Raw genomic sequence first — 13,489 nt, 5'->3', positions numbered from 1 at the left:
GTGCCGGAGCACCTTCCTGACCCAGAACGGCGCGGGCAGTTACACACCACGGTGCCGATACATTTGTGGCTGATGGCGCCGATGGCGACCTGTTATGCTGCTTTTGCCGCACGTTGGCTACGCACGAGGGGGCTACGCCTGATACCGCGCACCATCCAGCCACGGTGGCTTTCCGATCGAGCAGCCTCATGAGATGGTCACAGTTCGTAGTACGCAAGTTCGGCTCGGAGGCTGTGGAGCGTGCTTTCCGTATGGACTATGCGCGTCGCTACGCGGGCCAACGCAGGCTGGCCGGCACCATCTTCACGCTGATGTGGATAGCGTTTTCCATCCACGACTATTGGCGGCTGGACAGGCTCGATCCCGGCGGCATCAACCACGTTGGCCTCGTGCAGCTTGCCGGCGCGGTGGGTATGGCGATCCCGGTATGGTTGACGTGGGGGCCGCGTGCCTTTGACGAGCGATGGGCGGTCGGATTGATGTGCGTCTGGACGCTGAGCTGCTGGCTCGCCCTTATGAGGATGATCGTAACTTACCCGATTGACCTGGCCATTCGGGAAGTCTTCCCCTTCTTATATTTGACCCTTTTCGTGATATTCACGTCGTTCCGACTCCGTGCAATCACGGTGGCGTGGCTAGTCGGACTATGCGTTGTCACGTTCCGCATGACGCTTTACCTCTGGCCTCGGGGCAGCGCTGCCACGCAGTGGGACGACTGGATTACCCGTGGACGTATGGTGCCGATGATGTATATCGTCGGCACGGTTGTCAGCATTCAGTTTGAACGCGCTGCCCGGCGCGAATTTATATTCCGGCGCACCTTGCACGCAGCCAAGGCGCGCGTCGACGCCGCGTCCCGCGTGGTCAGGCAACAAAACGAACGCATGAGAGAACTCGTCAAAGAGAAGGAGCGGTTCTTTTCATCGGCCTACCACGATATCCAGCAGCCCCTCGCCGCGATAAATCTTTTCATCCGTAGCGCGCGGATAAAACTCGAAGACGAACACGCCGCAAGCCATGATCTCGATGTCATCGAAGAAACGGCACGCGACATTCTCGACATGTTCAAGGATATCCAGGACTACAGTGAATTAGGCTCATACGTCCCGCACCTGGCGCCGGTCGATACGCAGGATCTGCTGACGGAAGTTTTCGAGCAATACCTTGAACCGGCGAGGTCGCGGGGCATCGAATTCAGAAGCAGCGTGCGGCAGCGGCGGCCGCCGCCCATCGACAGCGACCGCGCCTTGTTCAAGCGGGCATTGTCCAATCTTGTATCGAACGCGATCAAGAACACCGCTGCGGGAGGCGTCGTAATCGGCTGGGTGGAGATCGGAGAACGGCTTCGCATCGACGTATGGGACACAGGCGTCGGTATCTCGGCCGAGCATCGGGATGCGATATTCGCCGAGTACTACCAGATCAGCAACCCGGGTCGCGATCGCTCGAAGGGCCTGGGACTCGGGCTGTCTATCGTCCATCGGGTTGTCGGGATTCTGCCGAAGCACAGCATGCGTTTCTGGTCGGTCGAAGGGCGCGGGTCGCGCTTTTCCATGTACGCTCCGATATCGGAAATTACACCCGTCGTCGAGACAGACAATCGGAGCAACGACGCGTTCACGTCGATCCTCAAGGACAAGTACATCCTGCTTTGCGACGACGAACCGGCCGTTCTCGAGGGCCTGCGCCGGTTGTTCCTCAGTGCTGGCGCACTGGTGGATACCGCCGAGTCGATGGCGGGATTCGAAGCGATTCTCGCCGACGACGGCCGCGCACCCGACATCATCGTCACCGATATCAGGCTGCGCGACGGGCCGACCGGCATCGAGGTCGCCGAACGGATCAGGCAGCATTTCGCCTGGGCGGGCGTGCTTCCCGTTGCGTTCATCACGGGCGAACTGGTGTCGCCTCACGCACTTCGCGATTTCCCCGAGCCGTTCGTGCTGTTGCGAAAGTCTTCCGCGCCGGAGAGCACGCTTGCGGAAGTCAGTCGGTTCGTTGCCGCGCAACAGCCGACAGGCTTCGATCATGCTCGGGATCCGTGACTGGCGGGACGCCGAGTTTGATCCCTCTATCGGCCAGCATGACGATGAGTTCCGTACGGCGCCGCAGATTGAAGTGCGCAAGCAGATGACTGACGTATTTCCGTACCGTGACGTCCTCGAGTCCCATCTTCAAGGCAATGACCTTGGATGGCAGTCCGCGCACCAGCCACGTCAACGTTTCGAACTCTCTCGGCGTGAGTCCTAGCCCGGCTGCGTTGCTTATTTCCGAACTGCCGCCCGGCCGCTCGTGCCCTGGTTCATTTGCCGGCGTTTCGCTTGTGCCGATGTCGTGCCTGAACCTCGCGATGCTGGAGGCGGGCAGGAACACACCTCCGACAAGCACCGCGCTTATCGCTGCATGAAGCGCTTCAGGAGGTGACGACTTGGGTACGTATCCCATGGCACGGAGTTCGATGCATCGACTAATGGTTTCCATGCTCTCGTCAGCCGATATCACGATCACCGGTAACGACGGTCGCGACTCCTTCAGTTCGGCAAGCGCCTCGCAACCGTGACCATCGGGAAGATCGAGATCGAGAAAAACGATGTTCAGGAGTTCGCCGCGCGCGTGATGCAAGCCTTGCGACAGCGTACTCGCGTGCAACAACTCGATGCCCGGATACAGTTCTCTTAGTAAAAGCGCCAATCCGGCCCTGAACAGCTCGTGGTCATCGACGATCAGTACGCGCATTCCATCGTCTCCCTGGACCGCTTTCGCGACGAACTGCAATGACACTGTGGATGTTGCTGCATAGGTAGCGATCATCCGCTGCGTTCAAATCGAATAGTACACGCAGTGCACCGGTGCCCCGGACAGTGTCCACGACTTGTCTGCACGCGACGGCTCGCCAGGATGTTCGGTCTCCAGACTATCCTGGCGCTCCGCGACGCCAAGCTATGTTCAGACGATAAGGATGGCGGCGTTGCTTTAACACTTGGCTATTCGCGGCTGTATTTAGGAAGTCCCCGTTGCGCGAGGCCACCTATGATGATTCATGCGCTCCGCAGCCTCATGCCGATCACGTGAACGAAGCAACACCCCCTGGCAAAGAGTCGTCGAAGCGTCACGAGGCGGCGGTGTGAGCGGTGATGCTGGGCCGCCACGAGCCGGCGTCCTCAATCTCCGTTCTGGAGGCTGAAATGAAGTTCATTGTTCAATGGAAGGGCCTGCCGCCGACGCAGCAACCCGCAATCGAGCGTTTCATGGCAACCGGTGGCCGTCCGCCGGAGAATGTGCAACTGCTAGGACGCTGGCATGCGATCGGCGAATTGAGCGGCGTCGCGATTGTCGAAACAACGGATGCCAGTGGACTGGCCGCATGGGTGCTTCAATGGGGCGATCTGTTTTCGTTCACCACGGCCCCCGCACTGACCGACGAAGAACTGGGCGGCGCGTTGTCCGCTCATCGGGCCACGTCGAAATAGAATGCCTCAAGGAACAACAGGGAGGCGCGAGCGCTACGTCGCGGTATAGCGCCGTGTCGCGGCGTTCTATGCCGCCGCCGGCATGCGGGCCAGTTCGACGAAGGCCTTGAGGTAGTCGACGTCAGTATCGGTTTCGCGGGCGCCGAGGAAGATCTGCTTGGCGATGCCCTTGCGCCCCAGGCGTACCGGCACCACGTTCATCTTGTCGGCATACTCTTCCACCAGCCAGCGCGGCAGCGCCGCGACGCCTCTGCCGCTTGCCACCATCTGCAGCATGATGTCGGTGGTCTCGATCACCTTGTGGCGCCGGGGCGTGACACCGGCCGGCATCAGAAACTGATTGTAGATATCGAGCCTGTCGATTTCCACCGGGTACGTGACCAGCACCTCACTCGTCAATTGCGCGGGCTTCACATAGTCGGCCCCGGCCAGCGGGTGCTCGCGGTTGACCACCAGCACCTGCTCGTAGTCGAACACGGGTTCGAAGCGCAAGCCTGGTTTGTAGAGCGGATCCGGCGTCACGAGCAGGTCGATCTCATAGCCGAACAGCGCGCCAATGCCGCCGAACTGGAATTTCTGCTTGACGTCGACATCCACGTCCGGCCAGCGCGCGAGATAGGGCGAAACCACCTTGAGCAACCACTGGTAGCAGGGATGGCATTCCATGCCGATGCGCAGCGCGCCGCGCTCGCCCTGCGCGTATTGGCCCAGGCGTTCCTCTGCGAGATCGAGTTGCGGCAGCACGCGGCCTGCTACGGCCAGCAGATATTGACCGGCCTGGGTCAGGCGCAGGCTGCGCCCCTCGCGCAACCAGATGTCCGTGCCCAGTTGCTGCTCCAGTTTCTTCATGGAGTGGCTGAGAGCGGATTGCGTCACGCACAGGATATCCGCCGCTGCGGTGAGCGAGCCGTGCTTGTCCACCGCCTGGACGATGGCCAGATGAATTCTCTCAAGCATGATGATGTATGAACAAAATTAATGGTTCGTTGAATTACCACCATTTTACTTCATATGCCGCCTTCGCTACGATCCACGCATCTGCAACCTGATCGAACCAAGGCGACACGATGGCAACGACACATAATCTGGGTTTTCCCCGCATCGGCGCGAAGCGCGAACTGAAGTTCGCACTCGAGTCCTACTGGAAAGGCGAGTCCTCGCTCGGCGAACTAAAGGCGCTGGGCGCCCAGTTGCGCCAGCGTCACTGGGCGCACCAGGCTGACCTGGGGCTGGCTGCAGTAGGCGATTTCGCCTTCTACGACCAGGTGCTGGACATGAGCTTCACGCTGGGCAATCTGCCGGAGCGCGTGCAGGGCTTTCATGGCGACGCCCTCGACAACTCTTTCCGCGTCGCCCGCGGCCGCTCGGCCAAGGGCGCCGAAGACCATAGCGCATGCTGCGGCGGCGTCGCGGCCGGCGAGATGACCAAGTGGTTCGATACCAACTATCACTACATCGTCCCCGAATTCAGCGCAGGCACCGAATTCAAGCTCGACCCGTCGCGCCTGCTCGAACAACTGGCTGAGGCCAAGGCGCAAGGCCTCAAGGTCAAGCCGGTGATCGTCGGCCCGGTGACGTATCTGGCGCTCGGCAAGACCAAGGACGACTCCGACAAGCTGGCCCTGCTGCCGCGTCTGCTGCCGGTCTATGCGGAACTGTTGGCTACGCTCGCGGCGCAAGGCGTGGAATGGGTGCAGATCGACGAGCCGAACCTCGTCACCGAATTGTCCGCACAATGGCAGCAGGCGTATGTTACGGCGTACGAAGCGTTGTCGAACGGCAAGGTCAAGCTATTGCTGGCGACGTACTTCGGCCAATTGCTCGGCAACCTGCCACTGGCTTGCAAACTGCCGGTGCAGGGCCTGCATCTGGATGCGATCAACGCCCGCGCCGAAGTGGCGGCGGTGATTGCGCAATTGCCTAAGGATAGCGTGCTGTCGCTGGGCGTGATCAACGGCCGCAACATCTGGAAGACGGATCTGGCGAGCGTACTCGATTGGCTCGAGCCGGTCGCGCAGCAACTGGGCGAGCGTCTGTGGGTCGCACCATCGTGCTCGCTGCTGCACGTGCCGGTGGACCTCGAAAGCGAACAGAAGCTGGATACGGAAGTCCGCTCGTGGCTCGCATTCGCGCTGCAGAAACTGGACGAACTGAAGGTGCTAGCCGCCGCCCTGAACGGGGGCCGCGACGCCGTCAAGGCGGAACTGGCTGCGAACAGCGCCGCAATCGCTGCACGTCGTGCGTCGCCGCGCGTCAACAACCCAGCAGTCAAGGCCGCCCTCGCCGAGATCAGCCCGGCCCTTGGTCAGCGCAAGAACCCCTACCCGGCGCGTGCCGACAAGCAGGCTGCGCTGTTGAAGCTGCCGCCGTATCCAACCACGACCATCGGATCGTTCCCGCAGACCGGCACGATCCGTCATGCGCGCAGCCAGTTCAAGAGCGGTGCGCTGGATGAAGCCGGCTATCAGGCCGCGATGCGCGCCGAGATCGAACGCAGCGTGCGCGAGCAGGAAGCGCTGGGTCTGGACGTGCTGGTGCATGGCGAGGCCGAGCGTAACGACATGGTCGAATACTTCGGCGAGCAGCTCGATGGTTACGCGTTCAGCCAGTTTGGCTGGGTGCAGTCGTATGGTTCGCGGTGCGTGAAGCCGCCTGTCCTGTTCGGCGACATTTGCCGCCCGAAAGCGATGACGGTCGAATGGATCAAGTACGCCCAGTCGCTCACGAGCAAGCCGATGAAGGGCATGCTGACCGGCCCGGTGACGATCCTGAACTGGTCCTTCGTGCGCGACGACCAGCCGCGTTCGGTATCGTGCTATCAGCTCGCACTGGCGATCCGCGAAGAAGTGCTGGACCTCGAAAAGGCCGGCGTGCGCGTGATCCAGATCGACGAAGCCGCGCTGCGCGAAGGCCTGCCGCTGCGCAAGTCGCAGTGGGGGGAATACCTCGACTGGGCCGTGACTTCGTTCCGCATTACCGCCAACGGCGTGGATGACGAAACGCAGATCCACACGCATATGTGCTATTCGGAGTTCAACGACATCATCGCGTCCATCGCCGATATGGACGCCGACGTCATCACCATCGAGACCTCGCGCTCGGATATGGAGTTGCTCGACGCATTCGACAACTTCAACTACCCGAACGAAATCGGCCCGGGCGTGTACGACATTCATTCGCCGAACATCCCGAGCGAAGAACATATCGTTCAACTGATGAAGAAAGCGGCTGAACGCATCCCGGCGCAACGCCTGTGGGTGAATCCGGACTGTGGCCTGAAGACGCGCCAGTGGGAAGAAGTCATTCCGGCGCTGACCAACATGGTGGCCGCTGCGAAGAAGCTGCGCGCGTCCGCTTAAGGCATTCGCGCCGCTTCGACGGCGCATTCCGGCGTGCCTGTTGAGACGCCCTGTCGCGACGGGACGGGCCTCGCCGGAATGCCGCACACGTCTGCGGATGCAGACGCAAGGGCGCAACCGCGCGAGCGGTTGCCGCGCCTTAGAGGTAAGCCGACTTGCCGGTGATCCGCCCCGTCGATGCCGCGCGTTGGACGCGCTCGGCGAGCGCGCCGAACAGCAGGCCGATGGTGGTCCACAGGATCACCTGCATGCCGATTGCCGCGACCCGGAATTTCCACAGCAGAACCGCCGGGAAAGCCGCCGGCACTTCGTTGATCACGGGCAGGTTCAACTGCACGACGCCGATGATCGCGACGAAGACGACGCCCGCCACGATCGACGCATTCCATTGACCCAGACGGGCAATGGCGTACTTGCGCACCTTGAGCGAAAACACCATGGTGACGATCGAAATCGCAATCATGAGGAAGAACAGACCCGTCCGCATGCCGATCGTCTCGGGGTCACCCACCGAGGGGGGATTGGCCGGGTACTTGATGTTCGGCACGATCACCAGCGTGATGAACGCCGCGAGGGCGAGCCAGGCAGACAAGGGCCGCGCCCCCAGTTTGCCGACGCGGCCGAACGCGTAGGCGAACGTCAGGGCAAACAGACCGCCCACCGCTGCGCTGAACGTCACCACACCGGTCAGCAGACCCAGGCCTGCCTGCGTGTGGCGACTGACGATTTCCGGCTCAGGGGCTTCGCCCTTTGCCGCGTCGGCCTTTTCCTCGAAGGAAATCGCCTGATCTACCTGGGGTTCGCCGACTAGCTTGGCGAAACTGAACGTGAGCAGTCCTGCGGCGATGCCTGCGAGCATGCCGCGTACCAACAATTTACCGACCATGATGGACTCCGCGTTAGTGGCAGGGGAAGCCAAGCAGATGGCGGCCGTCGTGAACGAATTCATGGACGTACATGCCGGGGACGAGCGAGGTTGCACCCTCTTCGGCGCCGACGAAGTAAATGGCGAGCAGCATGATCAAGCCGCCAAAGACGATCCATGGCAGCAGTTCACGCAGGGGAATGGGGGTTGGCTCGGCGGCCGGATGCAGTACAACGTCAGTCATGATGGGTTTTCTCCAGGGGTTACGCGCCCCGATAAGTGGATGGCTGAAATTGCGCGGAGCTCGGGTCTGGCTTTCGGTTCAGCGATGAACCGCTTACAGTGGCGCGACCGCGCCGGGCTTGCACCGGCTTCCGTGCTCCGCGCTAAGGCGTATTCTACGCGCTAAGCTTTCAATGGTTGGGCAAATGCAAGTTGCCGTACGCATCGTGGGCAGGGTTTTCAACTGAAAGGGCAGAATGGATACACGTGTTTTACTCGTCAGCCACGCCGCGACCGCTGCGATGCGTCAGGGCCGATTTCCCGCTGACGATCCTTTGGACGCGCGCGGCATCGCGCAAGCCAGGGCCTGGCGCGAACGCATGCCCTCGCTCGGTGCTGCGATCGCACTCAGCAGTCCTGCGGCCTGCGCACGCGAGACGGCAGAGGCACTCGGTTTTGCGGTGCAGGTAACGCCCGAATTGGCGGACATGAACTATGGTGAGTGGTGCGGCCGGCGGCTCGCCGAGCTTGCGGAAGACGTGCCGCACGAACTTGCAGCGTGGAGCCGCAATCCCGATGCGCCGCCGCAGGGTGGCGAGTCGTTTGCGCAGGTGCTTGTGCGGGTAGGCGGCTGGCTCGATGCGTTGGACGAGACGGCGAGCGTGGTCGCTATCACCCATGCCCCGGTCATCCGGGCTGCTTTGCTGCATGCGTTGAACGCACCGGCGGTGTCGTTCGCTCACATTGAGATCGCGCCGCTCTCGGTGGTCGAAATACGGCGCTCGGCTCGCGGATGGGCATGGTGGCCGGCGCAGTCGTAGTGCGTGGTTCAGGGTGTTTCGTCGGAAGAGGGCGCTCATATGGCGGCAATGGACGAGGTCAATACCGATCGGGCTCCTGGCGCGGGGAGCGATCTGTCCGAATCAGGTGAGGGCGCTGCGCTTCGGCAAGAAGTGATCGTGATCGACACGCTGGCTGCGTTTAGCGCTTTGCGTCAGCCGTGGAGCGCACTCGCCGCTACCGCCGAAAATTGCCCGGCAGGTCTGATGTTCCCGTATTGCGAACTTGCTGCGACCCATGTCATCGTCGCGGGTGGCGTGGTCAATGTGGCGCTCGTGTGGCGCAATGGGGAACTGCTGGCCTTATGGCCCGTTTCGATCGTCCGCAAAGGTGTGCTGCGCGTCGCCAAGGCGTTGACCTGCGGCAGCGACGAAGAATACGGTGGTCCGCTTCTCAAGGGAAGCGCGAGCATTGAGCTTTACGCTGTGGCAACCGCTGCGGTGATGCATGTGAATGCCGACATCCTTGAGATGGGGATGGTTCAAAAAGACGGACTCCTGTACAAATCGCTCGAAGGCATGCCGCAGTCGTGGGTGTTGGCGCGGCTACCGGCACGATGGCGCGGATTGGATGGCTACTCGATTCGCCTGCATGACTTTCCCCGCTACGACGATTTCATGGCGACGCTGCCCAAGTCGCTTCGCTCCAGTCTGCGCTATAGCCGCAAGCGGCTCGAAGCGAAGGGCACACTCGAATGCGGCTGGAGCAAGACGACCGGCGACGCCGAGACCGTGCTGACATGGCTATTCGCCAACAAACGCAAATGGGCCATCAGTCGCGGCGTCGCTACGCCCTACCTGATGGACAATCAGGTGCGCGATTTCTTTATCGCACTGGCGCAACGGGTGGACCTGGCGGCGACGCCGTTCGTCGCGTTTGTGAAGATGGAGGGGGTTCCGGTTGCGGCATCGGTGAATCTGGTCGGCTCGAAATCGGTCGAGTATTTCATCACCACCTATGACGAGGCATTCGGCACTTACTCGGTCGGCGCTTTGCTGGTTGACTTCGTGGTCGAGTGGTCGCACGCGCATGGCCGCGATTTTGACTTTCGTCCCTTGCATGGCGACTACAAGGCGCGCTGGGCCAACTGCCAGACATGGCATGAGAAACACCTGATCGTGCTTGGCGCGCGTGGCCGTCTCGTCGAACTGCCCTTGCTGTTTGCTCAGGCCGTGCGCGTGAAGCGCAAGCTCCATGCGCTCGTTGCAGAGCGACTTCAGACGCGTTCGAAGGGCACGAAGAACGCTTCAAAGGCGCTGAAATCGGATGCGAAGGAAAAGGCGGGCGACGTCGTTGCGCCGAGCGCCTCTTCCGATACACGGAGCGAACAGTAGAAAAAGCCTGCCCGTTATCCTGAGCCGTCGAGGCGCAGTCGTTCAGATCTGCGCGAGCCCACCATCGACGAACAATTCTGTCCCGGTGATATAGCTGGCATCGTCGGACGCGAGAAAGGAAACGGCCTTGGCGATCTCGTCGGCCTGACCCACCCGGCCAAGCGGCGTCGTTGCAGAGACTTCCTTGCTATACGCTTCAATCTGTTCGTCGTTCAGTTTGAGTTCAGACTTGTATGCCGGTGTGACCACGACACCCGGCGCGACCACATTGACGCGGATGTCCCGCCCTTTGAGGTCCGATGCCCAGGTGCGCGCGAAGGAGCGCAGGGCCGCCTTGGTGGCCGCGTAGACGCCGAACGCCGGCGTCCCTTTTATCGACGCGATTGATCCGGTAATCACAATGGCGCTGCCTGGCCGCATGAGCGGCAATGCGCTCTGCACGGTCAGCAAGGTGCCCTTCACGTTGATGCCGAAGTACTTGTCGAACTGTGCTTCGGTGATTTCGCCGAGCGGCACGAATTCGCCGCCGCCGGCGTTGGCAAAGAGAATGTCGATCCGGTCGTGCTCCGCGGACACCTTGTCGACGATGGTCTGAAGATCGGCAGCCGACGAAATGTCGCCGCGAATCGCGCGCGCCCCGTGGCCGATCTCGGAGACTGCCGCGTCCAGTTCCGCCTGGCGTCTGCCGGTAATGAACACCGTCGCACCTTCGCGTGCCAGGCGCTTGGCCGTCGCCAGACCGATTCCGGTGCTACCGCCGGTCACAAGCGCTACCTTTCCCGCATGTCGGGTCGAATGGATGTTGTCGTAAAGAGAGGGGGTCATTTCAGGGCTCCTTGGCTTGCCTGCGTGAATGAATGACCTCAGCTTAGTTTAAACACCCGTGCAGATAAATCGGTATATTGTGGTTTATCTATTCATGTGTGTGGATAATGGGCGAGGCCGATCGATGGACCATTTGCAGGCAATCCGTATCTTTGTCCGTGTAGTCGAGACGGGCGGCTTCGGGCGGGCGGCGCTTTCTCTGAACATCCCCAATGCCACAGCGAGCAAATGGGTCCAATCGCTGGAGGCGCATCTTGGCGTGAAATTGCTGGAGCGAAATACGCGGCGCGTCAGCGTGACGACCGATGGCGCCGCTTACTATGAGCGCACCCGGCAGATGCTCAGCGACCTGGATGACATCGAAGCCACGCTCGGTCGGGGGCAGGCGAGCCCGCGTGGCGTGCTGAGAGTGGATACGGGAGGGTCGGTCGCAAGCGGCATCCTCATTCCTGCATTGCCGGCTTTTCGCACCCGTTATCCGGACATACAGATTCAGCTAAGCGTCACTGACCGTACCGTGGATCTTGTCGCAGAGAACATAGACTGTGCGATTCGAAGTACCGCCGACGCCCCGGACCTCGTGACGCATCCGATCGGCACGCTTGCGTGGACCACCTGTGCGAGTCCCGCCTATCTCAGGATGTATGGCACCCCGAAGCATCCGCAGGACATCGTGGATAAGAACATGCCTGTGGTGGGGTATTTTTCTGCAAGTTCCGGTCTGACGCAGCCTGTTATGTTTTGCCGGGGCAAGGAGACGATCACCCTGGAAAACATACGCAATGAAGTGCTGGTGAGCGAGAGCAATGCCCACCTTGCAACGGCACTGGCGGGCTTGGGGATCGTCCACACATTGGACTTCATGGTTCGCCCGTTCATCGAACAAAAGCGGCTGGTACCCATTCTCACGCACTGGCGACCGGACCCAATCAATGTCTATATCGCGTATCCGCCCAGCCGAAGGTATAGCACCAAGGTAAGGGTGTTTGCGGATTGGGCCGCGACATTGTTCGCGCCTGCGTGAGTTTTCTCATCCCGCTACGCCGCCCGCAACCGGCTCATACAGATTGCAGAAAAGTTCATTCCTCATGGGGTATAGCGATCCGTCGCAGCCCGTCACGATCCAGTCGCCAGGCAGAACCTTGCGCCATCCGTCCGGCGTCGCCATGCACCACCCGGCGTTTTGCCATTCGACTGCAGGATGATCGCCGGGCTGATGCCACTGGACAGCTTCAACGACACAGTTGCGCTTCCTGAATCTCATCTCGGGTCCTTTAAAGCGAGCGCTCCGGTCCTCGGCGTGGATCCAGATCAAGGTCCGTCATCAACGTTTCCACGGTTCGAATCACCTGACGCGGTGTGATCAGACGCGAGCACTCGAATTGCCGCTCAGTGCCGGCATGACGTGGACACCAGGCGAAATCGCCGTGGTTGAACTCGACGCCCGTGTCGTTCCAGCAACTATTGCAGGCGTGAAAGTTGATCACGCGATAGGCCGTCTCGAACTCGTTGTGCGGATGCGTGAAGCCGCTGATCACCACCACCGGCTTGTGCAGCGCCCAGGCGAGCCAGGACAGGCCGCTCGACAGGCCAATGAAGAAATCCGCGTGATGCAGCAGGCTCACGCGCTCCTGCAAGGGCAGATCGCCGGTGAAGTCTTCGCTTCCATAGGGGATCAGATTCCATAACAGCTTCTCGCCGTGCGCGTGCTGCCGGTCGATACACAGCACGCGGTAACCCATCGCCTTGAGCTGCTTGATCAGCTCATACCAGCCGGTCGGATGATTCCAATACTTGCACTGCGACGAAGACTGCGCGGCAATCACCACATAGGGTTCGGTAATGCGCCGCGTCGGATCCTCGATCGCGATGCGCGGACGACGCTCCACCGGCGCGAGACCGAGCAGGAACGGGATCGTTTTCTGCAAGCCGCTGACGCGAAAGTCGGTCGGTTGATGCGTACGGTCGTCGCATGGGAAAAAGATGCCCAGAAAGTAGCTCGCATAGCACTGCGGCCGCAATGTGCTCTCATCTTCGGGCGCGACATAGTGAAGTTCCGGATAGCAGGCTGCGAATAGCGTCCAGATATCCTTGCCCATCGAGACCAGCATCTTGCAGCGATGCTTCTTGCGAAACTCGTCCACATACGGGAACCAGGCAATGATGTCGCCGAGGGTGCCGACCGGTAGCCGCATGTAAACCTGCTGTCCGGCTGCGTCATAGTCGTGTTCGAACACGCATTCGTCGCCGCGGAGTACTTCAATGCGAAAGCGCACGAAGTACTTTTTCAGGCTATTGACCGTGCCGTCGTTGACGATCTCGTCGAACAATACGACGTCTGCCTCGATATCGGTCAAACGCACGCGCCAGTCGCCGGCGGGGACCTGTACCCGGCAACCGTAGTTGAAGTCGTAGCGGATGCCGTATGGTCCTGCGCATGACGGAGGGCCGGTATCGACCATGGAAGGCGCGCCGGGCATGGCCGCTGCCGGGTGGTCAGGCGTGGCGGAGAGGGACGGGGCCGGTACGGCAACGACCTCGGCTTCGGCTTCAGTTTCGATTAGCATGACTTGG

At 61.1% G+C, this 13,489-nt stretch carries 12 protein-coding genes and 1 riboswitch; of the genes, 6 read left to right on the top strand and 6 right to left on the bottom strand.

Going from position 1 to position 13,489, the window contains the following annotated elements; genetic code table 11:
• Nucleotides 1-188 precede the first annotated feature (188 nt).
• Nucleotides 189-2,045 (top strand): hybrid sensor histidine kinase/response regulator, encoded by a 1,857-nt coding sequence (locus tag BUS12_RS14080; RefSeq protein WP_074296244.1) that lies wholly within the window; start codon nt 189-191, stop codon nt 2,043-2,045.
• Here BUS12_RS14080 and BUS12_RS14075 read toward each other — a convergent pair.
• Nucleotides 1,987-2,811: a response regulator transcription factor gene (locus tag BUS12_RS14075; RefSeq protein WP_074296243.1), complete on the bottom strand. Its 825-nt coding sequence runs from the start codon at nt 2,809-2,811 to the stop codon at nt 1,987-1,989. The two genes, BUS12_RS14080 and BUS12_RS14075, sit on opposite strands and share 59 nt — an antisense overlap.
• Nucleotides 2,812-3,185: 374 nt before the next feature.
• On the opposite strand from BUS12_RS14075, the gene BUS12_RS14070 reads away from it, so the two are divergent.
• Nucleotides 3,186-3,470, top strand: coding sequence for a DUF3303 domain-containing protein (locus BUS12_RS14070; RefSeq protein ID WP_074296242.1), 285 nt, complete (start codon nt 3,186-3,188; stop codon nt 3,468-3,470).
• Nucleotides 3,471-3,536: 66 nt separating this feature from the next.
• On the opposite strand, the gene BUS12_RS14065 is transcribed toward BUS12_RS14070, so the two are convergent.
• Nucleotides 3,537-4,427 carry a LysR family transcriptional regulator gene (locus tag BUS12_RS14065; RefSeq protein WP_074296241.1) on the bottom strand — a complete coding sequence of 297 codons (891 nt, stop codon included), beginning with the start codon at nt 4,425-4,427 and terminating at the stop codon, nt 3,537-3,539.
• A gap of 110 nt (nt 4,428-4,537) precedes the next feature.
• On the opposite strand from BUS12_RS14065, the gene metE reads away from it, so the two are divergent.
• Nucleotides 4,538-6,829, top strand: coding sequence for a 5-methyltetrahydropteroyltriglutamate--homocysteine S-methyltransferase (metE, locus tag BUS12_RS14060; protein ID WP_074296240.1), 2,292 nt, complete (start codon nt 4,538-4,540; stop codon nt 6,827-6,829).
• A gap of 139 nt (nt 6,830-6,968) precedes the next feature.
• Here metE and BUS12_RS14055 read toward each other — a convergent pair whose 3' ends face one another.
• Both BUS12_RS14055 and BUS12_RS14050 read right to left on the bottom strand, forming a co-directional pair.
• The gene (locus tag BUS12_RS14055) at nt 6,969-7,715 is read right to left on the bottom strand and encodes a CbtA family protein (RefSeq protein ID WP_074296239.1); all 747 of its coding nucleotides are present in this window, start codon (nt 7,713-7,715) and stop codon (nt 6,969-6,971) included.
• Nucleotides 7,716-7,728: 13 nt separating this feature from the next.
• Nucleotides 7,729-7,938: a CbtB domain-containing protein gene (locus BUS12_RS14050; RefSeq protein WP_074296238.1), complete on the bottom strand. Its 210-nt coding sequence runs from the start codon at nt 7,936-7,938 to the stop codon at nt 7,729-7,731.
• Between the two features lie 40 nt (nt 7,939-7,978).
• Nucleotides 7,979-8,110, bottom strand: a riboswitch (cobalamin riboswitch).
• 63 nt (nt 8,111-8,173) lie between these two features.
• On the opposite strand from BUS12_RS14050, the gene BUS12_RS14045 reads away from it, so the two are divergent.
• Both BUS12_RS14045 and BUS12_RS14040 read left to right on the top strand, forming a co-directional pair.
• A complete protein-coding gene (locus tag BUS12_RS14045) occupies nt 8,174-8,737 on the top strand; it encodes a histidine phosphatase family protein (RefSeq protein WP_074296237.1) in 564 nt (187 codons plus the stop codon).
• A gap of 48 nt (nt 8,738-8,785) precedes the next feature.
• Nucleotides 8,786-10,090, top strand: a complete 1,305-nt coding sequence (locus BUS12_RS14040) for a GNAT family N-acetyltransferase (RefSeq protein WP_074296236.1) — start codon at nt 8,786-8,788, stop codon at nt 10,088-10,090.
• A gap of 42 nt (nt 10,091-10,132) precedes the next feature.
• Here BUS12_RS14040 and BUS12_RS14035 read toward each other — a convergent pair whose 3' ends face one another.
• Nucleotides 10,133-10,915 (bottom strand): SDR family NAD(P)-dependent oxidoreductase, encoded by a 783-nt coding sequence (locus tag BUS12_RS14035; RefSeq protein ID WP_074296235.1) that lies wholly within the window; start codon nt 10,913-10,915, stop codon nt 10,133-10,135.
• Between the two features lie 124 nt (nt 10,916-11,039).
• Between BUS12_RS14035 and BUS12_RS14030 the strand changes: the two genes are divergently transcribed.
• Entirely contained in the window at nt 11,040-11,939 is a 900-nt protein-coding gene (locus BUS12_RS14030) for a LysR family transcriptional regulator (protein ID WP_074296234.1), read from the top strand.
• A gap of 250 nt (nt 11,940-12,189) precedes the next feature.
• On the opposite strand, the gene BUS12_RS14020 is transcribed toward BUS12_RS14030, so the two are convergent.
• On the bottom strand, nt 12,190-13,482 hold the full coding sequence (locus BUS12_RS14020; protein WP_074296232.1) for an autotransporter strand-loop-strand O-heptosyltransferase: 1,293 nt from the start codon (nt 13,480-13,482) through the stop codon (nt 12,190-12,192).
• Between the last annotated feature and the right edge of the window lie 7 nt (nt 13,483-13,489).

Origin of the sequence: Paraburkholderia phenazinium (assembly GCF_900142845.1) — a bacterium.
Classification (GTDB): domain Bacteria; phylum Pseudomonadota; class Gammaproteobacteria; order Burkholderiales; family Burkholderiaceae; genus Paraburkholderia; species Paraburkholderia phenazinium_A.
The sequence above is the reverse complement of the archived record's forward strand: the minus strand, read 5'-3'. Positions and strand labels throughout refer to the sequence as shown.